The organism is Photorhabdus thracensis, from assembly GCF_001010285.1.
GTDB lineage: Bacteria > Pseudomonadota > Gammaproteobacteria > Enterobacterales > Enterobacteriaceae > Photorhabdus > Photorhabdus temperata.
In genome coordinates this window covers 3,572,275-3,594,110 of record NZ_CP011104.1, presented here as the reverse complement: position 1 = coordinate 3,594,110, position 21,836 = coordinate 3,572,275, and the positions used below count along the sequence as shown (strand labels likewise).

The 21,836-nt window shown below is 43.5% G+C and carries 21 protein-coding genes and 1 pseudogene; 15 read left to right on the top strand and 7 right to left on the bottom strand.

The features are described 5' to 3' along the window. The first annotated feature begins 4 nt into the window (after positions 1–4). From hisA to VY86_RS15480, 4 genes are read left to right on the top strand one after another with little or no spacing between them, the layout of a single operon-like run. On the top strand, positions 5–742 hold the full coding sequence (hisA, locus tag VY86_RS15495) for a 1-(5-phosphoribosyl)-5-[(5-phosphoribosylamino)methylideneamino]imidazole-4-carboxamide isomerase (RefSeq protein WP_046975627.1): 738 nt from the start codon (positions 5–7) through the stop codon (positions 740–742). Beyond that, positions 724–1,500: an imidazole glycerol phosphate synthase subunit HisF gene (gene hisF, locus VY86_RS15490; RefSeq protein WP_046975626.1), complete on the top strand. Its 777-nt coding sequence runs from the start codon at positions 724–726 to the stop codon at positions 1,498–1,500. The genes hisA and hisF overlap by 19 nt, the downstream gene beginning before the upstream one ends. Next, positions 1,494–2,099: a bifunctional phosphoribosyl-AMP cyclohydrolase/phosphoribosyl-ATP diphosphatase HisIE gene (gene hisIE / locus VY86_RS15485; RefSeq protein WP_046975625.1), complete on the top strand. Its 606-nt coding sequence runs from the start codon at positions 1,494–1,496 to the stop codon at positions 2,097–2,099. Before hisF ends, hisIE begins: the two co-directional genes overlap by 7 nt. A 45-nt stretch (positions 2,100–2,144) precedes the next feature. Next, on the top strand, positions 2,145–2,339 hold the full coding sequence (locus tag VY86_RS15480; protein WP_046975624.1) for a hypothetical protein: 195 nt from the start codon (positions 2,145–2,147) through the stop codon (positions 2,337–2,339). Positions 2,340–2,481: 142 nt separating this feature from the next. Here VY86_RS15480 and yiaY read toward each other — a convergent pair whose 3' ends face one another. After that, positions 2,482–3,633, bottom strand: coding sequence for an L-threonine dehydrogenase (gene yiaY / locus VY86_RS15475; protein ID WP_046975623.1), 1,152 nt, complete (start codon positions 3,631–3,633; stop codon positions 2,482–2,484). 259 nt (positions 3,634–3,892) lie between these two features. On the opposite strand from yiaY, the gene VY86_RS15470 reads away from it, so the two are divergent. The 3 genes from VY86_RS15470 to VY86_RS15460 all read left to right on the top strand — a co-directional run bounded on the left by VY86_RS15470 (position 3,893) and on the right by VY86_RS15460 (position 6,265). After that, the gene (locus VY86_RS15470) at positions 3,893–4,384 is read left to right on the top strand and encodes a YbaK/prolyl-tRNA synthetase associated domain-containing protein (RefSeq protein WP_046975622.1); all 492 of its coding nucleotides are present in this window, start codon (positions 3,893–3,895) and stop codon (positions 4,382–4,384) included. A 575-nt stretch (positions 4,385–4,959) separates the two neighbouring features. Beyond that, on the top strand, positions 4,960–5,580 hold the full coding sequence (locus VY86_RS15465; protein WP_046975621.1) for a beta/gamma crystallin domain-containing protein: 621 nt from the start codon (positions 4,960–4,962) through the stop codon (positions 5,578–5,580). 478 nt (positions 5,581–6,058) lie between these two features. Continuing rightward, complete coding sequence (locus VY86_RS15460) at positions 6,059–6,265, top strand: hypothetical protein (RefSeq protein WP_228939742.1); 207 nt, start codon at positions 6,059–6,061, stop codon at positions 6,263–6,265. A gap of 87 nt (positions 6,266–6,352) precedes the next feature. Here the strand turns inward: VY86_RS15460 and VY86_RS25985 are convergent. Beyond that, positions 6,353–6,960: pseudogene (locus VY86_RS25985) on the bottom strand (RNA-guided endonuclease InsQ/TnpB family protein); the annotation flags it as partial. A gap of 262 nt (positions 6,961–7,222) precedes the next feature. Then, positions 7,223–8,629 (bottom strand): NADP-dependent phosphogluconate dehydrogenase, encoded by a 1,407-nt coding sequence (gndA, locus tag VY86_RS15450; RefSeq protein ID WP_046975619.1) that lies wholly within the window; start codon positions 8,627–8,629, stop codon positions 7,223–7,225. Between the two features lie 247 nt (positions 8,630–8,876). On the opposite strand from gndA, the gene VY86_RS15445 reads away from it, so the two are divergent. After that, positions 8,877–10,448 carry a TerC family protein gene (locus VY86_RS15445; protein WP_046975618.1) on the top strand — a complete coding sequence of 524 codons (1,572 nt, stop codon included), beginning with the start codon at positions 8,877–8,879 and terminating at the stop codon, positions 10,446–10,448. 184 nt (positions 10,449–10,632) lie between these two features. Here VY86_RS15445 and asmA read toward each other — a convergent pair whose 3' ends face one another. From asmA to apbC, 4 genes are all read right to left on the bottom strand, one after another. Continuing rightward, entirely contained in the window at positions 10,633–12,480 is a 1,848-nt protein-coding gene (asmA, locus tag VY86_RS15440) for an outer membrane assembly protein AsmA (protein WP_046975617.1), read from the bottom strand. Positions 12,481–12,534: 54 nt separating this feature from the next. After that, complete coding sequence (dcd, locus tag VY86_RS15435) at positions 12,535–13,116, bottom strand: dCTP deaminase (RefSeq protein WP_046975616.1); 582 nt, start codon at positions 13,114–13,116, stop codon at positions 12,535–12,537. Positions 13,117–13,171: 55 nt separating this feature from the next. Next, positions 13,172–13,813 carry a uridine kinase gene (gene udk / locus VY86_RS15430; RefSeq protein ID WP_046975615.1) on the bottom strand — a complete coding sequence of 214 codons (642 nt, stop codon included), beginning with the start codon at positions 13,811–13,813 and terminating at the stop codon, positions 13,172–13,174. Positions 13,814–14,065: 252 nt separating this feature from the next. Continuing rightward, positions 14,066–15,178: an iron-sulfur cluster carrier protein ApbC gene (gene apbC, locus VY86_RS15425; RefSeq protein ID WP_046975614.1), complete on the bottom strand. Its 1,113-nt coding sequence runs from the start codon at positions 15,176–15,178 to the stop codon at positions 14,066–14,068. A 222-nt stretch (positions 15,179–15,400) separates the two neighbouring features. Here apbC and metG point away from each other — a divergent pair, with 222 nt between their 5' ends. From metG to VY86_RS15400, 7 genes are all read left to right on the top strand, one after another. Beyond that, positions 15,401–17,428, top strand: coding sequence for a methionine--tRNA ligase (metG, locus tag VY86_RS15420; protein WP_046975613.1), 2,028 nt, complete (start codon positions 15,401–15,403; stop codon positions 17,426–17,428). Between the two features lie 132 nt (positions 17,429–17,560). Beyond that, complete coding sequence (locus VY86_RS15415; protein ID WP_046975612.1) at positions 17,561–17,989, top strand: CidA/LrgA family protein; 429 nt, start codon at positions 17,561–17,563, stop codon at positions 17,987–17,989. 2 nt (positions 17,990–17,991) lie between these two features. Continuing rightward, positions 17,992–18,687 (top strand): CidB/LrgB family autolysis modulator, encoded by a 696-nt coding sequence (locus VY86_RS15410; RefSeq protein WP_046975611.1) that lies wholly within the window; start codon positions 17,992–17,994, stop codon positions 18,685–18,687. A 140-nt stretch (positions 18,688–18,827) separates the two neighbouring features. Continuing rightward, positions 18,828–19,712, top strand: a complete 885-nt coding sequence (gene cdd / locus VY86_RS15405) for a cytidine deaminase (protein WP_046975610.1) — start codon at positions 18,828–18,830, stop codon at positions 19,710–19,712. Then, a complete protein-coding gene (locus VY86_RS26570) occupies positions 19,709–19,798 on the top strand; it encodes a type II toxin-antitoxin system RelE/ParE family toxin (RefSeq protein WP_420800630.1) in 90 nt (29 codons plus the stop codon). Before cdd ends, VY86_RS26570 begins: the two co-directional genes overlap by 4 nt. A gap of 11 nt (positions 19,799–19,809) precedes the next feature. Continuing rightward, entirely contained in the window at positions 19,810–19,956 is a 147-nt protein-coding gene (locus VY86_RS25980; protein ID WP_228939744.1) for a helix-turn-helix domain-containing protein, read from the top strand. 132 nt (positions 19,957–20,088) lie between these two features. Further along, on the top strand, positions 20,089–21,786 hold the full coding sequence (locus tag VY86_RS15400) for an NAD-dependent malic enzyme (RefSeq protein WP_046975609.1): 1,698 nt from the start codon (positions 20,089–20,091) through the stop codon (positions 21,784–21,786). The last annotated feature ends 50 nt before the right edge of the window (positions 21,787–21,836 follow it).

Below are 21,836 nucleotides of genomic sequence, written 5' to 3'. Positions count from 1 at the left end.
CGCAATGATTATACCGGCACTAGATTTGATTGATGGTCAGGTCGTAAGATTACATCAGGGAAATTATGATCAACAGCGGGATTATCAATATGATCCTCTGTCCCATTTTCAGCAATATGCTCAACAGGGAGCAAAACTACTCCATCTGGTCGATCTGACTGGAGCTAAAGATCCATCAGACCGCCAAACTCCTTTACTGCGAAAGTTACTTTCGGCTGTTTCCGTGCCTGTTCAGGTTGGCGGCGGCATCCGTACAGAAGAAGATGTAAAAACATTGCTTGATGCCGGTGCCAATCGAGTTGTCATTGGCTCCACCGCCATAAAACAACCGGCATTAGTTATGCAATGGTTTGAGCGTTATGGTGCAGAAAACATTGTGCTGGCACTGGATATACGCATCAATGACGCAGGTATGAAACAGGTTGCTATCAATGGCTGGCAGGAGAATTCAGCTGTCACGCTGGAACAGGTTGTTGAACAATATCTGCCCTTGGGACTGAAATATGTCCTGTGTACCGACATCTCCCGCGATGGCACGCTGAATGGCTCGAACATCGAACTATATCGGGAAATTTGCCAATGCTATCCGCAAATTGCGTTTCAGGCTTCAGGTGGTATTGGCACGTTAAATGATATCGCCTCTCTGCCTGCCAGCGGTGTAACCGGAGTTATTATTGGTCGTGCATTACTCGACGGAAAATTTACACTAACGGAGGCAATTCAATGCTGGCAAAACGCATAATTCCTTGTCTTGATGTTCGTGATGGACAAGTGGTTAAAGGTGTTCAGTTTCGTCACCACGAAATCATCGGCGATATTGTTCCACTGGCTCAACGCTATGCAAAAGAAGGTGCCGACGAACTGGTTTTCTACGATATTACCGCCTCATGTGATGGCCGGGTGGTAGATAAAAGTTGGGTAGCCAGAGTGGCAGAGGTGATTGATATCCCTTTCTGCGTCGCCGGTGGCATTAAAACCGTCGAAGATGCGGGGAAAATCCTCTCATTTGGGGCAGATAAAATCTCCATCAACTCCCCTGCACTTGCTGATCCAACCTTAATTACACGTTTAGCGGATCGCTATGGCGTTCAATGCATCGTCGCAGGAATTGATAGCTGGTTTGATGAGAGTACTGGCTGCTATCAGGTTTATCAATTTACCGGGGATGAAAAACGGACAACAGCTACTCAATGGCAGACCCTTGACTGGGTAAAAGAAGTACAACACCGCGGCGCGGGTGAAATCGTACTAAATATGATGAACCAGGATGGTGTCCGTAATGGCTACGATCTGAAGCAACTAAAACAGGTACGCGACGTCTGTCATGTCCCTCTCATTGCCTCCGGTGGTGCCGGGACACCAAAGCACTTCCTTGACGCCTTTAAACAGGCAAATGTCGATGGCGCACTAGCCGCATCAGTATTCCATAAACGTATTATTAATATTGGTGAATTAAAACAGTACCTTGCACAACAAAACGTGGAGATAAGAACTTGCTGACCGAACAACAAATCGAAAAACTGGATTGGGAAAAAGTCGCTTATATGATGCCGGTTATCGTACAACATGCGGTATCCGGTGATGTCCTCATGATGGGCTATATGAATAAAGAAGCACTTAATACCACTATCAATTCAGGCAAAATCACTTTCTTTTCCCGTAGCAAACAGCGTCTGTGGACCAAAGGTGAAAGCTCCGGCCATTTTCTTAATTTGGTCAATATCTATCCTGATTGTGACAATGATGCCCTGTTAGCCCTCGTTGACCCGAACGGCCCCACCTGCCATTTTGGTACAAACAGCTGCTTTGCTCCGGCACAAACTGAGTGGGGGTTTCTCTACCAGCTCGAAAAATTGCTGGCTGGTCGTAAAACAGCAGACCCTGACCACTCATACACCGCAAAATTATATGCCAGCGGTACCAAACGAATCGCTCAGAAAGTCGGTGAAGAAGGTGTAGAAACCGCTTTAGCCGCTACGGTTAATAACAGAGAAGAGCTAACGAATGAAGCGGCAGACCTGATGTATCACCTGATGGTTCTTCTCCAAGACCAAAATCTGGATCTCAGTTGTGTTATTCGCCAACTACGGGAAAGATGAGGTATTACCCAGTTTGGGGCATGGTTCAGTGAAGCCGGAAAGTGGGTGTGTGAAGAGATTATTGACCCGATAACTCATCAGGTCAGCTACGCGTTTTCCTGGGTTAATGAACAAACGGAGAAAATCGTGACCTGGACTGAGAATGAGATAAAAGCCCGGTGGCAGACTGTGCAACAGGGCTCAGATATTACCCTGGAAGAGCTCAAAAACATGAGCTGGATGCAAAAAAACCACAACTGACCGATTTTACCTTTACCAATGGTGATGGGCTGACCGTTTCCCTTCTGGGTATCTCAATTACCCTATTTTTTTAAACAAAGCCATAGAGATACCCAGGAGAAAAAACAGGACGTTCCAGCCTGTTATCTATGGATCAACCGGATCACATGGCAGCTTTGAAGATTGCAACAATTTCTTCATGGCTGGCCTGAGCTGGATTAGTCAAACAACAGATATCTTTCAGGGCATTCGTTGCCATCATTGGCAAATCTTCTGGTTTGACATTCAGTTCAGCCAAACCCGCCGGAATGCCAATATCTTTTGACAACTTACGAATTTCAGCAATACACGCCGCCGCCCCCTGCTGATCATTCATGGCTCTTACATCTACCCCCATTGCCGCCGCAACGTCTTTCAAACGACCAGCAGATACTTTGGCGTTGAATTCCTGAACGTGCGGCAATAAAACAGCGTTACATACGCCGTGTGGTAAATCATAGGAACCACCCAATTGGTGAGACATTGCATGAACATATCCAAGTAGTGCACTATTAAATGCCATACCTGCCAAAAATTGCGCATAAGCCATGTTCTCACGGGCTTTTATGTTACTCCCATCTTCTACTGCGTGGCGCAGAGATTGGCTAATCAGCGTGATTGCTTTCAACGCACAGGCATCTGTTATTGGATTAGCGTCTACAGAAACATAAGATTCAATCGCATGAGTCATAGCATCCATTCCCGTCGCTGCGGTTAAACTTTTCGGCATTCCCACCATCAATTCCGGATCGTTCACGGACAAAACAGGTATGATATTTTTATCCGCAATAACCATTTTCACGTGGTGCTCCACATCCGTAATGACACAAAAACGCGTCATTTCAGATGCGGTACCCGCAGTAGTATTGATAGAAATTAATGGCAAATGTGGCTTAGATGAACGATCAGTACCTACGTAATCCCGGATATCTCCACCGTTAGCTGCCACTAACATGATGGCCTTTGCACAATCATGTGGTGAACCACCACCTAAAGAAATAATACAATCGCTGTTATACTGACGCAGAATATCCAGACCTTCAGAAACGTTAACCGTCGTCGGATTCGGATGTGTACCATCGTAGACCACACTCCCAATACCCACATCTGCCAGCAAAGATTGAACTTTTTCTACTATTCCAATTTCATTTAAAATATGGTCAGTCACAATAAATGCTTGCTTATAACCATAATCTTTCATCGAATTTACCGCTTCAACCAGACAGCCCACACCTATCATATTGACCAATGGCATAAAAAAATTCGTTGTCATCATCAGCAATTCCTTAATATTAAAATAGTTTTAATATGAAAATATAAACAATCCTCTTGCAACAAATATAAATAATAGCTCTATTTAAGTCGTATAACTTTAAAAATATAAATATATACCTCGATAGAATCAGATGATATCCATTCAAATGCCAACTTTATAATCTTTCTGGTTGGTAATATGTCTTAATATAAATATAATAAATCCAATAATTGAAAAAGATCATATATCAATTCATTACACTATTGCTTAGGAGTTTATTTTGTCCTCTAACGAAATATTTAACCGTCTGACTGTATTACTGGATGATAATCATGCCCGTTATCGGGTGATAAAACATTCAACCGCAGGGCGCTCTGAAGAAGTTGCAAAAATCCGTGGTACACAACTTGGACAAGGAGCTAAAGGATTAGTTTGTCACGTTAAAGGGGAAGGATTCCGTCAATATGTACTTGCTGTACTTCCTGCGGATCAACAAGCTGATCTCTTCGTTCTGGCAAAACAGCTCGGTGGCACTCGTGCATCCTTGGCAAGTCCTAAAGAAGTTTCTGAACTGACTCAATGTGTGTTCGGTGCTATTCCACCTTTCAGTTTCCATCCGAATCTAAAACTGGTTGCAGACCCTTTATTGTTTGAGCGCTTTGATGAACTTGCCTTTAATGCCGGCAGTCTTGAATGCTCTGTCATTCTCAACACCAAAGATTATCACCGAATTGCACAACCTAAACTGGTGAATTTTCGGCGGACCAAATAAATACAATTACGGAAAATTAAAGTGATAATAGGCCGATTGAAGTTGAAGAGATGTCATGAGTAAATTTCATTGCTAACTTAAAGTAAGCAAATAATTCTCAATTCAATGAAGAAAAATTAATTAAATAGTCTATAGGAATAGGCTATTTAAGATAATACTTTAAGATTTTTCATTTAAAGCAGTAACTATTCCCCTCCCGAAAATTCATATCATTATCTTCACATTATATAAACATTAAACAGGCAGATATAATTATCAAATACCATGAATATCTAATTATTCACTGTTTAGTCATATACAAAAAGTTATCAATTACATTAGGGAATAATTCCCCACCCAAATAAAGGTATTTCTTGATAGGAATTTTCAATTATTTTAATTTCAGAACCTTTATTTCAACCTTTAGCCACAAAATGACATGTCAATTATATTAACGTTATATTGGCAACAATTTAATATATCTGTTCATTATATTTTATTAAATACAAAAACCCCACACTCATTGTATTCTAAATTTGCTTTCAGAAAGAAAGATTACATTTTTCCAAAATAAGTTTTTTAAGGAGTAAAGAAATATGACTGATAAATTAGTTACAGGTGCAACTTTTTTCGATAGAAAATACTATCTAGGAGAAGCGCATCATTATCCAGAAAACGATAGCATTATTCCACTGCCTTATGATCTCAACGATAGATTTCGTTCAGTGAAAATTGGAACGCTATCAAAAGTCTATGCGTGGCGTCATTATAGTAATTGGGAACCAGGCCAACGTTATCGTGAATGGGAATATGATCATCCAGATATTGATAGAGAAATTAAAGGATTATCTAAATTTAAAGTCGCACCAAAGGATACATGCCTGGTTGCATTAAGAGTCATTGATGACACCAATTCAGGTATAAGATTCTCCATGTTCACAAATACACATTGCGTAGGCCCAGTTGAAACGACGACTGATGATGATTATGCGCTCGTTGGCATACTCCCATATAATATAGAGTTAGTCACTGCTATTGCGATAAGGAATACCAGAACTGGAGTATATATTAATAACGGATCATTCTATTTTCATCGTGATTCAAATGGTGTTGTTACTATTGATGAGAAGGCTAATTTCCCTAAAAATCTGAGAATAGTCAACGCAGGTAATAACCGTTTTGATATTCATATCATCAGTACCGACTTTTCGTTCTAATTCGGGCATGATGCAATAATAATTAATCCTTGTTTTCAGACAGGCTACGTTCTGAAAATTTAAGTAACACCGTTGCGGCATATCATCATCAACCGCAACGGTGTATTCCAATTGTTTAAGCAGACATTAGACTCAGCCATATCAGCAATAATTAAGCGTTCTATTTCCATTCAGAAAAAATATTTATCTAACGATCCCATTATTAATTATCAACAAATCCAGCCATTCTATTATCATATATCTATTTATAGGTATTTTCGTAATATTATTAATGTAAAATAATTCGATAATATTTACTCAAAACACCAAACATGAAAAATATTCATATTAAATGTGAATACTAAAATCATGGTAAAAATCTCACTATAAATGTCAAACTTTCATATTTCAGACAATATGTTTCACTTATTAGTCGAATCCGCCAGTCGAGGTTAACACGATAACTGGTGATAATTATGCTGTCGTTGATGAACTGCTTATGCAAAAAGAGATAGTCACTTCAATATATGTAAGAAACACCAACACCGAAGAATATATTGGCAACGGATCATTCTATTTCTCTTATGATGCACATGGCGCTGCAATCATTGATGAAGGTCTCAATTTCCCTGAGAATCTGGGGCTGGTTCATGCAGGAAATAGCCGTTTTGATTTTCAGATTATTAGTACTGCCGCCATTTCATAATTCGGGATTAATGTGACAATCATCACTCTCAGATAAATCATTTTGTGACTGCTCCCCGCCGTAAAAAACGGCGAGGCTTCCCACTTCTCAGGCCGCAACCGTCTTTATGACGGATTTACACTGGCCTCTGTGGGCAGAAACGACGAGTCCCGCCGCCTGTAATGCTGTTATGCCCTTGCGCTGGATGTTGCGCGCCGCATTGATATCGCGATCATGTTCGACTCGACAGAAAGGGCATTGCCAGAGCCGCTTATGCAGCGGCATTTCCGGCATTTTGTGACCGCAGCAATGACAGGTTTTCGAACTGGCGAACCACTGATCCCGTTTGACCAGATGGACGCCCGCTGCTGCGGCTTTGTATTCCCGTTTCTTGATGAAACCATGCCAGCCCGCATCCCCGATAGCGCGGGCATTGGCTACCCGCTCATGGACTGCCGCCAGACGTAATCGGGCCTTCCCGCGGTTAGCACTGCCCTTTTGTTTGCGATAGCGGCGAAATATTTTCCCGTGGCGGTTCGGGACAGCGTAATGCTCTTCACTTCCCCTTCAATTTCTCGGTGTATCCGCGCCTTTATCGGTGACAATTTCGGGAGCTTCACCGCACCCTCCAGCACTTTCACCCCAACACAGTGATAGCTCGATTGCTTGCCCTGTTTGCGTTTAAACGTGGGAAATTGGGCGCGCAACTTCGGATTCCTGTTTTACCGGCAGATATCAATTCAGTCAGGATACGTCGCAGTAGCCCGCCTTAAAGCCCTTTGGGCTTTTCGCCTTATACCCCCGCCCGCACTGGGCAAGGGTTTACGGAGGTTTTTGCTAAAAATTAATTTAAGCCACACCGTTGCGGCACACGATCAAAAAACCGCAACGGCGCACCCAGAATTATCGAGGAAGCTAAAACTACATCATACCCAATACAAACGCTTCACTCTTCCGGTCAATCGGTGATAACAGGATCTACTCCATCCATTCAGTGTGAAAAACACCCTCTTTATCAGTACGCTTATAAGTATGGGCACCGAAGTAGTCACGTTGCGCCTGAATCAGATTTGCTGGCAATACGGCTGAACGGTAGCTGTCATAGTAAGAAATAGCTGCGGAAAAAGTGGGAGTTGGAATACCATTCTGCACACCATAAGAGACGACATCACGCAACGCCTGCTGATATTCATCAGCAATTTTCTTGAAGTAAGGTGCCAATAACAGGTTAGCAATACCTGCATTTCCGTTATATGCATCAGTAATTTTTTGCAGGAATTGAGCGCGAATGATGCAACCGGCGCGGAAAATTCCAGCAATCTCACCGTAATTCAGGTTCCATTGGTACTCATCAGATGCCGCTTTTAATTGCTGAAAGCCCTGAGCATATGAAACGATTTTACCCAGATAGAGTGCACGGCGCACTTTCTCAATAAATTCAGCTTTATCACCTTTGAATGGCTGTACTTGCGGCCCACTCAAAACTTTAGCGGCGGCAACTCGCTGATCTTTGAGAGAAGAAATATAACGTGCAAATACAGATTCAGTGATCAGCGTCAATGGAATACCCAAATCCAAAGAGCTCTGGCTGGTCCACTTACCAGTCCCTTTATTTGCTGCTTCGTCCAAAATCACATCAACCAGATATTGGCCTGCTTCATCTTTCTTACGGAAAATATCAGCCGTGATTTCAATCAAATAGCTGCTCAGTTCACCATTATTCCAATCAGTGAAAATTTCATACAACTCTTCATTGCTCAGATTCAGAGCGTTTTTCAGTAAGGAATAGGCTTCAGCTATGAGCTGCATATCACCGTATTCAATCCCATTGTGAACCATTTTCACATAATGGCCGGCACCATCCGGGCCAATATATGCCACACAAGGTTCATCTTCAGCTTTAGCCGCGATCTCTTGCAAAATTGGCGCAACCAACTCATACGCCTCTTTCTGACCACCCGGCATGATCGATGGCCCCTTCAATGCGCCCTCTTCACCACCGGAAACGCCTGTACCGATAAAATTAAAGCCCTGAGCAGAAAGCTCCCGGTTACGGCGAATAGTATCCTGAAAATAGGTATTACCACCATCAATCAAAATGTCACCTTTATCCAGATGCGGAGTCAGTGAAGCGATAGTTTTATCGGTTGCTTCGCCAGCCTTAACCATAAGCAGAATACGGCGCGGTTTTTCCAGTGAATCGACAAATTCTTCGATAGTGTAACTTGGGACTAATTTTTTCCCTGGATTTTCGGCAATCACTTCGTCAGTTTTATCACTTGAACGATTAAATATAGATACGGAATAACCACGGCTTTCAATATTCAGCGCCAGGTTACGCCCCATCACCGCCATACCGACAACACCAATCTGCTGCTTGGACATGAATAACTCCTGTCTGATGATAATACTTGCACACTAATTATCATTAGTATGCAATTTGTTAATGTGATCACATGTTAACTCAGGATTAGGCTCAGTGGATAGTTATTGGTGCTATCAATATCGCCATAACTTATTTTTTGAAAAAAACTTCCTCAGATGAAAAATCAACTATTGAAATTTGATGAGTCAATGCCCATTATTCATTGTTCGGCATAAGCCGTCATATTAAGAAGGTAAAACAAACTGTATGGAATGGATCGCAGATCCGACGATATGGGCTGGACTGGTTACTCTTATCGTTCTAGAAATTGTCCTCGGAATCGACAACTTGGTCTTTATTGCCATTCTGGCAGATAAACTTCCTGAAAAACTAAGAGACAAAGCGCGTATCACAGGGTTGACCTGTGCACTACTGATGCGTGTCGTGTTGCTTTTTAGTCTCTCCTGGCTGATAACGCTAACTAATCCATTAATTACGCTTTGGGAACATCCATTCAGTGCCCGTGACCTGATTATGCTGGTGGGTGGCCTTTTCTTGCTATTCAAAGCGACTATGGAGCTAAACGAACGACTGGAAGGCAAAGATGCACACTCAGGACAACAACGCAAAACGTCTAAATTTTGGACGGTTGTCGCGCAGATCATTGTCCTTGATGCCGTCTTCTCTCTGGACTCAGTGATTACTGCTGTCGGTATGGTTGATAATATTGGTATCATGATCGCCGCGGTAACCATCGCGATGTTCCTGATGATACTGGCAAGTAAGCCGTTAACAACCTTCGTCAATGCTCATCCAACCATCGTTATTCTCTGTCTGAGCTTCTTACTGATGATTGGTTTTAGTCTGGTTGCCGAAGGTTTTGGTTATCACATACCAAAAGGTTACTTGTATGCCGCCATCGGCTTCTCAATTATGATTGAGTCCCTAAACCAGTTCGCTCAATTTAACCGCCGCAGATTTCTTACTGCTTCCCGCTCACTGCGTGAAAGAACAGCGGAGGCGGTTTTGCGTATCCTCAGTGGTAAACATGAAAAGGCAGAATTGGATAACCATACATCTAATCTGATTTCTGATAATCAGGAAGTGTTTGATCCACAAGAACGCCAGATGATTGCCAGAGTTTTGGGTATGGCGCAGCGTAACGTCAACAGTATCATGACCTCACGCCACGACGTGGAGTACCTTGATATCAATGCACCGGCAGAAAATCTGACACAAATACTGAGTAAAAGCCCTCACACACGTATTGTCGTGACAGATGAAAATGTCAGTGACGAACCATTAGGTGTTGTCCATGTCATTGATTTACTGAATCAACAACTCAACCAGCAACCTTTTGATTTGCATTCGTTGATAAAACAACCGCTGATTTTCCCTGAGCAGCTTTCCCTACTTCAGGCGTTGGAACAGTTCCGCCAGGCACAGACTCACTTCGCGTTTGTCGTCGATGAATTTGGTTCTGTGGAAGGTGTTGTTACTCTGACCGATGTCATGGAAACTATCGCGGGTAATCTGCCGGTAGATGGCGAAGAAACTGATGCCCGTCATGATATTCAAACGACTGAAAATGGCTGCTGGATTGCCAATGGTTATATGCCGCTGGATGATTTGATCCTTTATGTTCCTTTGCAACTCGATGAGAAGCGTGAATATCAAACCTTAGCAGGCTTATTGATGGAGCATTCACAACATATTCCACAACAAGGTGAGCAATTGCAGATTGATAATTATCTGTTTGAGCCATTGGAAGTCACTAGTCACCGAATTAATAAGGTAAAAATTACGCCATTGGTTTCAGAGGAAGAAGATAAAGAATAACCCGGCGCTATTTCACCAGCATCACCAAGTTCTTATTTTCCTCCGGGAATAAAATAAAAGCCCGGTCAGTTCTGATGAACTGTACCGGGGCGTTGAGTTCCTTGACGGCATTCATTATAACTTCGCAGTTTAACCCAGCAAACTTCAATGGTTCAACAAAGCGCTCCGGATGCACCAGAGCGTTCTATCGTTCTTTATTACTATTGCTATTACGTTCAACCCAATCATTGATAGCCTGCTTTGCTTTGTTCTCCAGCTCATTACGCAGCAATTGCTCAATATCAAGGTTGTATTTCAGATGACTCCAATTACCATAAACCCGCAGTGGTACTTTCAGTTTGCGCAAACGGCGCACCCATTCATCATCTGCATCCCACCCTTGTGTTACCTGCACTTTTAAGGCGACATCAACATCTTGTTTAAGCAGGTTGGCCTCACCCTGGCCGTCAATATTTAGCAACTCGGATACGGCATGAAGCTGACTGATTTTTACATCACCCCGATTAAGTACTGCTTTAATATCAAGCCTTTTGGCACGGGTAAAGTTATTCATATCATCAGGAATATTCACTTTATTCGTTGCACGAGCAACGGACTGCTGGATCAATTGGGAAATATTCAATCCATACATTTTGGCATTAACTAAACTGAAATTAAGATCACCATGCCAAATATGCGAAATAGCATAACCATCATATCCTTTACCAAAAAGATCGCCATTCAGATTGAATTTACCACTAAATGCCAGTGGTAAAGAAAATGCTTTGAGTACGGGTTCCAGTTCTATATCTTGCAGTAAAGGCTTGGTATGTAATTTAAGTTGATTGCCTGTTGCATCCAGAATGGTTGGAAGGGAGAAATGACCACCAAATAATTTCCCACTCAGAACAGAAATTTCGGCAATACCTTCATTACTCGCGGCTTTAAATATCAGGTCATCGATTTCCATCCCCCGATAAATAAATTTGTTCGCATTAACAGTAACACCGGCATCAAAATCATTCAAAAATGCGGCGCTATAATCAAGCTGTTCTGGGCTCGAAACCGCAATCACTGGTTTAGCTGAACTATTCTCTATCCGGTAATGGCGTTTAGCTTCTGAATTATCTTCAGGAAGCAAATCCCACCCCACCAGATTATCTAAATTCAATTTTTGGGAAGATAAATTTATCTGATAATCAGGGTGAGCACCTAATATTGCCTTTATACTGCCATGCAGTTCACTCTCATTAGCAGTGAAATTCAGTGCCTGTAGAGAGATTGTTTGTGGTTCATCTGCCGTTTTTTCCTGATAAACAGCATTCACTTTTCCCGAACCACTAATCCCTGCCGTGGGTATACCTACCCCCTGAAGCTGATAATCGAAAGAATCAATATTACCGGCAACACGATATGGATAACCAGAAATGTCTACATTTGCATTAAGATTAAAAACCAGTTCTTGCTGATTCTTACTGACCTTACTGCTCAATTCCACACTGATATGGTTTTGATCACCCCGTTTCATGAGCAGATTAATATCGCGGACATTCAACTGAGCGTGATCATCGTTTTGCCAGATAAGTAAACTATCAGCGACTTTAATTCTGGCAATATCAAGTTTCCAGCGTTCCCCCTTAGCGACAGGATTTGCTGGATTCCCTTTCGGTGCAACAGGGGCATTCCCTTTTTCCTGAACTTTGCTTTCCGGGGTTAATCGCAACACTGCCCCTTTTAACATCACCTCTTTAACTGCAAGCTGATGGGAAAGCAGTGGCCACAACTCCACATCCAGGCGCATATTTTCTGCCGTCACTGCCGGCTGCGCCGCTCCCGGTGCAGTCAATGACATGCGCCCGGTAATAATGCTGAGTTTTGGCCAGACATGCCAGCGCATACCGTCTTGCAGAACAAGCTGATAGCCACTCTTCTTTTGCACCTGCTTAACCATATAAGCACGAAAGTCATTCGGGTTCACTAACATGACTAATGCCGCCAAACCGCTAATAATCACGACCAGCAAAATAACCAGTGTCGTCAGTAATCTTTTCATGACTTCCTCAGCTTTATTAAAGCAGTAAATGCGACTCAGTAACCGATAAAAACATTAATCTTCATCAATACGGCTACCCACCGCACCTTGCTGGTTTTTATATTTTGCATCCTGACGACGATTATATGGACGATCAGCCGGGCCAGATAACAGTTCAAAACTTAAAGCACCGATCACCATACCCGGACGCAGCGCCAGAGGCAATTTACCCGAATTATAGAATTCGAGAACAATTTGACCATGCCAGCCCGGATCGATGCGGTGCGCCGTCACATGCACCATCAATCCAAGACGGGCAAGAGAAGAACGTCCATCAAGCCAGCCCACCAAATCATCAGGCAATGTGACGGATTCCAGAGTGACAGCCAGTGCCAACTCTCCGGGGTGGAGGAAAAAAACCTCATCGTCAGGCAGGATAATTTCATCGCTCATCACGCGATCAAGGGCAGCGCTCACTTCATCTTTTGGGCCACTCAAATCAATATACGCGGCAGTATGACCACGGAAAACACGAAACTGATTTCCAAGGCGCACATCAGCCGTTGCCCCGTTAATTCGTTCAATCGGCGGACGCGGAGAAATGACCAATTTACCTTCATCAAGCCATTTAATAATGTCACGGTCACAGAGTCGCATTCTTTTCCCTCTCAAATACGATGATGCTTATCAATGCCTGACAAGCAAAGTTTTATTATTCGCAGAACTGACCAATTTTGGCTTTCAGCACATCAATCGCTACGCGGTTTTTACCCCCGCGCGGCACAATAATATCTGCATATTGTTTTGATGGCTCAATAAATTGCAGAAACATTGGACGTACAGTTTTATGATATTGCTCAATCACAGAATCCAGAGAACGCCCCCGTTCATTAACATCCCGTTTAATACGACGCATAAGGCAAATATCCAACGGGGTATCAATGAAAATAGAGAAGTCCATCTCCTGGCGCAAGCGCTTATCCGTCAATAGCAGAATACCTTCCAGAATAATAACTCTTTTCGGCGCAAAATGAATCGATTCTGACTTGCGGGTATGCGCGACATAATCATACTGTGGTAATTCAATTGATTTACCGGCTTTCACATCTTGCAGGTGAGAAAAGAGCAGATTGTGATCCATGGAACTTGGGTGGTCATAATTGGTCTTATAACGCTCTTCCATTGATAGATCGCTTTGGTCTTTATAGTAACAATCTTCTGGGATAATACCGATGTTGTGATCACCAACCTGAGCGCGTAATTCACGGTAAAGTGTATTCGCAATGAGACTTTTACCTGAGGCAGATGCACCGGAAATTCCTACAATTGTGCACTGATGTGCTTCGTCAGCCATAATAGAGATTAACCTGATTCTAGAAAAAATGGGGAACAAAGCACCTAAGAGTGCTAAGTCGGGCGAGATTATAGGGAGTTAATGATATCTGTTCCAGTGTAAACAAGATTAAGTCTCATTTTTTTCGAAGCGTTTCGCATAAAAACCATGCAACAGATATGAATCTGAAAAGAATTCTTTCTTCAATACGCAAAAAACGGGTAATGAAAATATCATAACCCGTTACGACTAATCGAATATGGCAAATGGGTATTAAACAGCGCGAAACGAGATCTCGGTCGGTATCTTCTCACCCTGCCAGTACATCTGTGCAGAAATATTTGCCGCAATTTCCCGGTAAATATCCGTGAATTCACTATCAGGATTGCTGATAACAGTAGGCTCTCCACGGTCAAGATCTTCACGTAACGAAATATGCAGAGGAACTTGTCCCAACAGTTTGCAATGATATTTAGCGGCCAGTTTTTCCGCCCCGCCAGTACCAAAAATAGGCTCCAGGTGACCACAGTTGCCGCAAATATGCGCACTCATGTTTTCAACGATCCCCAGTACAGGAACTTTCACTTTTTGGAACATGACAATGCCTTTCATCGCATCAATTAAGGCGATATCTTGAGGCGTTGTCACTACCAGCGCCCCCGTGACCGGGATGTTTTGCGACAACGTAAGCTGAATATCACCGGTTCCCGGTGGCATATCAATAACCAGATAATCAAGATCCGGCCATAATGTATCCTGTAGCATCTGCATCAATGCCTTGCTGGCCATCGGGCCACGCCATACCATGGCATTGTCATCCGTCACCAGATAGCCAATCGAGTTAGTGGCAAGGCCATGAGTCATAATAGGCGCCATATGCTGCCCATCCGGGGAAGTTGGGCGTTCTTTGGTGGTTCCCAACATGCTCGGAACCGAAGGACCGTAGATATCCGCATCCAGAATACCGACTTTGGCCCCTTCCTGAGCCAACGCCAATGCCAGGTTTACCGCAGTGCTGGATTTACCCACGCCACCTTTACCTGAGCTGACAGCCAAAATATTACGGACACCATTAATTCCCGGCAAATCGTTAGCGCGGCGTAATGTGCTGATATCATGGTTCAATTTCCACGCAACAGATTTTGCCCCGGTCACTGACTGCAATTTTTGCGTTGTCGCCTCTTTCAGAGCTTCAAAACCACGCTGCCAGACAAACGGCATTATCAATTCAATGTGCAGAACCTCATCAAGCATCGTACAGTGATGCAGTGCTTTCAGAGCTGTCAAATCGCGTTCCAGTGTCAGATGTGTAAAGGTAGCAAGTATTTTTGTTACCTGAGATTTCAGCAGGTCAGGATTGGTCTGCTCGGGGGATTTTGCGCTCATCCCGGCTCCTTTGATTATCATGATTAACTATAAAAGCCATTCTTTCATCATAACAGAACCCAATGAGTTCGGATAAGGTCAGCAATAAAAACCCACTTCTCACTCACTGATTCAATTTTTATCCAATAAAACCCGCGAAGATCAAGAGTTACCCTAGCGACAATTTTTTTGATCAGGTAACATCAAACTCCCTTTTCATTTATTGGAAGTCAGATCCTTACTATGTCTCAAGTCGCAAAAAAATTATTGGTGACGTGTGCGTTGCCATATGCTAACGGTCCAATCCATCTTGGTCACATGCTGGAACATATCCAGGCAGATATTTGGGTCCGTTTTCAGCGAATGCGCGGCAAAGAGGTTCACTTTATCTGCGCCGATGACGCTCACGGAACACCAATCATGCTGAAAGCACAGCAAATGGGTATTGCTCCCGAAGAGATGATCGCCGCCGTGAACCAGGAGCATCATCAGGATTTTACTGGCTTTTCAATCAGCTATGATAACTATCACTCTACACACAGCAGAGAGAACCAGGAATTATCAACTGAAATCTATCTGGCGCTGAAAAAGAACGGCCACATTAAGAACCGCACTATTTCTCAGTTATACGATCCTGAGAAAGGGATGTTTCTGCCTGATCGCTTTGTAAAAGGCTCCTGCCCAAAATGCAAGGCAGAAGATCAATATGGCGATAACTGTGAAGTTTGCGGTTCAACTTACAGCCCAACAGAACTGACTAACCCACGTTCTGTTGTCTCCGGTGCAACGCCAGAAATGCGTGAATCCGAGCACTTTTTCTTCGATCTGCCTGCATTCAGTGACATGTTACAAGCATGGACCCGTTCCGGCGCATTACAGGAACAGGTTGCTAACAAGATGCAGGAATGGTTTGAATCCGGCTTACAGCAGTGGGATATCACCCGTGATGCACCTTATTTTGGTTTTGAAATTCCTGATGCACCAGGCAAATATTTCTATGTCTGGCTGGATGCGCCTATCGGCTATATGGGTTCTTTCCAAAACCTGTGTGACAAACGCGGCAATCTAAGCTTTGATGAGTTCTGGGCAAAAGATTCCACCGCCGATCTTTATCACTTTATTGGTAAAGACATTGTCTATTTCCACAGCCTGTTCTGGCCTGCCATGCTGGAAGGCAGCGGTTACCGTAAGCCAACAAATCTGTTTGTTCACGGCTACGTCACCGTCAACGGCACGAAAATGTCCAAATCCCGCGGTACGTTTATCAAAGCCAGCACTTATCTGGATCATCTGGATGCAGATTGCCTACGTTATTACTATGCGGCCAAACTCTCTTCCCGTATTGATGATATCGACCTGAACCTGGAAGATTTTGTTCAGCGTGTTAACAGCGATATCGTTAATAAAGTTGTTAACCTGGCTTCCCGTAACGCGGGTTTCATCAATAAACGCTTTAATGGCAAGCTGGCGGATAAACTGGCTGATCCAGCGCTTTACCAGAAGTTTATTGATGGCGCGAAAGTGATTGAAGAAGAGTTCAACAATCGCGAATTCAGTAAAGCAATCCGTGAAATCATGGCATTGGCTGATTTGGCAAACCGTTATGTGGATGAGCAGGCTCCGTGGGTTGTGGCAAAAGAAGAAGGCCGCGATGCGGATCTTCAAGCTATCTGTTCAATGGGCATCAACCTGTTCCGCGTTCTGATGACTTTCCTGAAACCGGTTTTGCCAAGTCTGGCAAAACGCGCAGAAGCTTTCCTGAATACAGAACTGATCTGGAATGGTATTGAACAACCTCTGCTGGATCATCAGGTTTCCACCTTTAAGACCCTGTTTAACCGCATTGATATGGATAAAGTCGATGCGATGGTTACTGCGTCTAAAGAAAGCATCAATGCACCACAAAAAGTCAGCGGTCCACTGGCAGAAGATCCGATTCAGGAGACAATCACTTTTGATGATTTCGCCAAAGTTGATATGCGCGTCGCCCTTATCAAACAGGCTGATTTTGTAGAAGGCTCAGATAAGCTGCTGAAGCTGACGCTGGATCTTGGTGGTGAAACCCGCCAGGTATTTTCTGGTATCCGCTCCAGCTACCCTGATCCAAAAGCACTGGATGGCCGTTTAACTATAATGGTTGCTAACTTGGCTCCGCGTAAAATGCGCTTCGGTATTTCTGAAGGAATGGTGATGGCTGCTGGGCCTGGCGGAAAAGATATCTTCCTGCTCAGTCCTGACAGTGGCGCACAACCGGGTATGCAGGTGAAATAACAGTCAATTTATTGCCAATATATCTTACAAGCGGGGATCAACAATGGTCCCCGCTTTTTTTGAATGTGATCTATGGCACATTCCCAGGGTTAATTGTATGATGAATTCCTCACTGGAATTAGGAATTTTATTATGTCGTTTCGTGAAGTACTGATTATAGGTTGGCAGTACCTGCGAGCATTTGTACTGATTTATCTGTGTTTGTTGGCAGGCAATGCCATCTCTGCTCTGTTACCCATCGCAGTCCCCGGCAGCATTATCGGTATGTTGATATTGTTTGTCTTATTGGCTTTTCAATTGATTCCTGCCCGCTGGGCAAAACCAGGTTGCAGTCTGTTACTGAGAAATATGACCCTGCTGTTTCTGCCTATTGGTGTAGGCGTTATGAATTATTACGATCAACTCAGCCAACAGATATTACCGATTGTCCTTTCATGCCTGATCAGCACCGCAATGGTTATGATTATTGTTGCTTACAGTTCCCATTATGTTCACCGCGAACGTTCAATCATTGGCTCTGTATCAGAAGTTAAGACTAGACAAGAAAAACAAGAGAAATAAGTATGTTAAGTCACATTTGGTGGTCACTGCCATTAACATTGATTGTATTCTACGCCGCCAGAAAACTTTCACTCAGATTCAAAATTCCTATTCTGAATCCCTTATTGGTTTCTATCGTTGTACTGATTCCAATATTGTTAATAACCAATACCCCTTATGAGCACTATTTCGCCGGCAGCCGAATTCTTAATGATCTGCTCCAGCCCGCCGTGGTTGCGCTGGCATTTCCTTTATATGAACAGTTGCACCAGATCCGCGCCCAATGGAAGTCCATTATCAGTGTCTGTTTTATCGGCAGTATTGTCGCTATGGTTACAGGCACAGCTATTGCATTGTGGATGGGCGCAACACCTGAAATGGCCGCCTCGATACTGCCTAAATCAGTCACTACACCGATCGCAATGGCAGTAGCAGATGCTATTGGCGGTATTCCGGCAATCAGTGCCGCTTGCGTCATTTTTGTCGGTATTCTTGGGGCAATATTTGGTCATAGCCTGTTCGATCTCTTGCAGGTGAAAACCAAAGCATCCCGCGGCTTGGCAATGGGAACAGCATCACATGCTTTAGGCACCGCCCGTTGTACAGAAGTCAATTTTGTTGAAGGCGCATACAGTTCATTAGCATTGATGACCTGCGGTATCATTACTTCACTGACTGCCCCTTTTATATTCCCAGTGCTGCTATATCTATTTAGTTAATTATCCGTTGAAAAATTTGATACAAATCTCTCAATTACCAACTTTAATTACATAATTTTCATTATTTTTGTGATATTTATCACATTAAAAATCTAATCAGAGCATCTAGAATGATCTTAAGTTAATTTGGAGATCATTCTATGCAAGCTCGCTTTCGCTCTATCTGGGCACAGTTGCCATCTAAACTACAGGATGCACTTTTTCCCTATGCAGGAAACGACGACTTTCCTGCCATGTTCACGGCTGAACAAGCTGAATCGGTCAAGAAAGCCTGTGGCTTTGACGATAACACATTGGCTATCGCCCTGCTGCCACTCGCAGCAGCATGCTCCCTGGCTCCGATATCACATTTTAATGTCGGCGCAATTGCCCGTGGCGCAAGCGGAAATCTCTACTTCGGCGCAAATATGGAATTTACCAATGTGCCATTACAGCAAACTATTCATGCTGAACAATGTGCTATTACTCACGCCTGGTTACGCGGCGAGAAAAAACTGGTATCTATCACGGTTAATTACTCTCCATGCGGTCACTGCCGCCAGTTTATGAATGAACTTAATAGTGGCACACAATTAGAGATCCACTTGCCAAAACAAGAACCTTTGACATTAGGTGACTATTTGCCAGATTCCTTTGGTCCAAACGATCTGGGTATCACTACCCTGTTGATGGATCCGGTTAATCATGGTTATCAAATAGAAACCCCTGATGAACTTGTACTAACCGCATTGGGTGCGGCAAACCGAAGCCACGCCCCATACAGCAATTCATACAGTGGTATAGCACTGCTGGGAAAAGATGGAAAAATCTATCCTGGACGTTATGCAGAAAATGCTGCATTTAATCCAAGCTTACCCCCATTGCAAGCTGCCCTGATCCTGATGAATATTTCTGGTGGTGATTGTCTGGCTATCGAAAGAGCAGTATTAGTTGAGGGAAAAAATAGCGATTTGTCCCAAAAAAGTGCAACTCAATCCACACTTGCTGTACTAGGATGTAGTAAATTTGAGTACCACACGTTCTGAATTCAGTAAATATCCAATGGCGGCTCATTTTTCGCTGGCGTGATGGTGCCGCATATGATGTTTATCTAGATCCGCACAAATATTAATGGGGAACACTATGAATACTATTACGGCAAAACCGACTACCGTTGGCGAGATGCTTAACGAAGAATTTTTAAAGTCGATGAATATTACTCAGCAGCAAATCAATGATCCTGATGGAGAATTTTCTCCTACCAAAATAGTTAACGTAACATTTTATTAGCTAAATCTGGATGTTATCTCTCATTTTTACTCATAATACCTCTAATTAAGTAACATTCGCTGTACATATTTTTCCTATCTCTTAGGATCTATAGCTGACCTTGTTATCCATTTAGTTCAAAGAGTAAGATTCATGGAACTGGAACACGAAAGTAAACGTCCATTATATATTCCCTATTCTGGCCCCATCCTGTTGGAATTTCCCCTGCTGAATAAAGGCAGTGCCTTTACTGAAGCAGAACGCGGCAACTTTAACCTTCATGGCTTATTACCGGAAGCGGTTGAAACCATCGAAGAACAAGCTGAACGTGCCTATCGGCAGTATCTCGATTTCAAAAATGATGCAGATAAACACATTTATCTGCGAAATATTCAAGACACTAACGAAACTCTGTTCTACCGCCTGCTGGATGCACATTTGAGCGAAATGATGCCAATCATTTATACCCCAACGGTTGGTGAAGCTTGTGAACATTTTTCTGATATTTACCGCCGCGCCCGTGGCTTGTTCATCTCATATCCAAATAAAACGCATATTGATGACATGCTGCAAAATGCGACTAAACAAAATGTAAAAGTTATCGTTGTCACCGATGGTGAACGTATTCTTGGTCTGGGTGACCAAGGTATCGGCGGTATGGGTATTCCTATTGGTAAACTTTCCCTGTATACCGCCTGTGGTGGTATCAGCCCTGCGTATACGCTGCCGGTAGTCCTGGATGTGGGAACGAACAACCCCCAGCGTCTGAATGACCCGTTATATATGGGCTGGCGCCATCCGCGTATTACCGGGGCAGAATATGATGAATTTGTTGATGAATTTATTCAGGCAGTTAAGCGCCGCTGGCCAAATGTGCTGCTACAGTTTGAAGATTTCGCGCAAAAAAATGCCATGCCCCTGCTCGACCGCTATCGCCATGAGATTTGTTGCTTTAATGATGACATTCAGGGAACCGCCGCTGTTACACTCGGTAGCCTGATTGCAGCCAGCCGCGCTGCCGGTCGTCAATTAAAAGATCAAACTGTCACTTTCCTGGGTGCAGGTTCCGCTGGTTGCGGTATCGCAGAACAGATTGTCGCCCAGATGAAATCTGAAGGTTTAAGTGAAGAACAAGCTCGCGCCCGTATTTTCATGGTTGATCGTTTCGGTTTACTGACAGATAAACTGCCAAATTTATTGGATTTTCAGAATAAACTGGTGCAAAAAAGCAACTCCTTGGCTGAATGGGATGTGAACAGCGATTCTATCTCTCTGCTCGACGTTGTTCGTAATGCTAAACCTACGGTATTAATTGGCGTTTCAGGTCAAGCTGGTCTGTTTACAGAAGAGATCATCCGTGAGATGCATAAACACTGTGAACGTCCAATCGTTATGCCATTATCCAACCCAACTTCCCGTGTTGAAGCCCGTCCTGAAGATATTATCAACTGGACTGATGGCGCTGCTTTGGTTGCAACAGGTAGCCCATTCAATCCGGTAAAATACAAAGATCAAGAGTATCCGATCGCTCAATGTAACAACTCCTATATCTTCCCTGGAATTGGCTTAGGTGTTATTGCCTCCGGGGCCAAACTCGTCACTGACGGCATGTTGATGGCGGCAAGCCGGACATTAGCTGATTGTTCACCATTAGCTAAAGAGGGTACAGGCCCATTACTGCCACCCATTGATGATATTCAGGAAGTTTCTCGCAAAATTGCGAAACAAGTTGCAAAAGAAGCGCAAATACAAGGTGTTGCGACTGTCACGTCAGACGGTGCGTTGGATGAAGCGATTGAACGTAACTTCTGGAAACCGGAATATCGCGTATATAAACGTACTTCATTGTGACGGTTATCTGCCTGGATCGGGCAAAGCGTTTCCCACGTCATCGGCTGTTA

Excerpts from the sequence above, each read along its gene's own strand:
- udk (WP_046975615.1), bottom strand. The coding sequence starts at position 13,813 with ATGGCTGACGAAGCACATCAGTGCACAATTGTAGGAATTTCCGGTGCA.
- VY86_RS15445 (WP_046975618.1), top strand. The coding sequence starts at position 8,877 with ATGGAATGGATCGCAGATCCGACGATATGGGCTGGACTGGTTACTCTT.
- VY86_RS25980 (WP_228939744.1), top strand. The coding sequence starts at position 19,810 with ATGAATACTATTACGGCAAAACCGACTACCGTTGGCGAGATGCTTAAC.
- VY86_RS15465 (WP_046975621.1), top strand. The coding sequence starts at position 4,960 with ATGACTGATAAATTAGTTACAGGTGCAACTTTTTTCGATAGAAAATAC.
- VY86_RS15410 (WP_046975611.1), top strand. The coding sequence starts at position 17,992 with ATGTTAAGTCACATTTGGTGGTCACTGCCATTAACATTGATTGTATTC.
- asmA (WP_046975617.1), bottom strand. The coding sequence starts at position 12,480 with ATGAAAAGATTACTGACGACACTGGTTATTTTGCTGGTCGTGATTATT.
- VY86_RS15460 (WP_228939742.1), top strand. The coding sequence starts at position 6,059 with ATGCAAAAAGAGATAGTCACTTCAATATATGTAAGAAACACCAACACC.
- yiaY (WP_046975623.1), bottom strand. The coding sequence starts at position 3,633 with ATGATGACAACGAATTTTTTTATGCCATTGGTCAATATGATAGGTGTG.
- gndA (WP_046975619.1), bottom strand. The coding sequence starts at position 8,629 with ATGTCCAAGCAGCAGATTGGTGTTGTCGGTATGGCGGTGATGGGGCGT.
- metG (WP_046975613.1), top strand. The coding sequence starts at position 15,401 with ATGTCTCAAGTCGCAAAAAAATTATTGGTGACGTGTGCGTTGCCATAT.
- cdd (WP_046975610.1), top strand. The coding sequence starts at position 18,828 with ATGCAAGCTCGCTTTCGCTCTATCTGGGCACAGTTGCCATCTAAACTA.
- VY86_RS15400 (WP_046975609.1), top strand. The coding sequence starts at position 20,089 with ATGGAACTGGAACACGAAAGTAAACGTCCATTATATATTCCCTATTCT.
- VY86_RS15415 (WP_046975612.1), top strand. The coding sequence starts at position 17,561 with ATGTCGTTTCGTGAAGTACTGATTATAGGTTGGCAGTACCTGCGAGCA.
- apbC (WP_046975614.1), bottom strand. The coding sequence starts at position 15,178 with ATGAGCGCAAAATCCCCCGAGCAGACCAATCCTGACCTGCTGAAATCT.
- hisF (WP_046975626.1), top strand. The coding sequence starts at position 724 with ATGCTGGCAAAACGCATAATTCCTTGTCTTGATGTTCGTGATGGACAA.
- dcd (WP_046975616.1), bottom strand. The coding sequence starts at position 13,116 with ATGCGACTCTGTGACCGTGACATTATTAAATGGCTTGATGAAGGTAAA.
- hisA (WP_046975627.1), top strand. The coding sequence starts at position 5 with ATGATTATACCGGCACTAGATTTGATTGATGGTCAGGTCGTAAGATTA.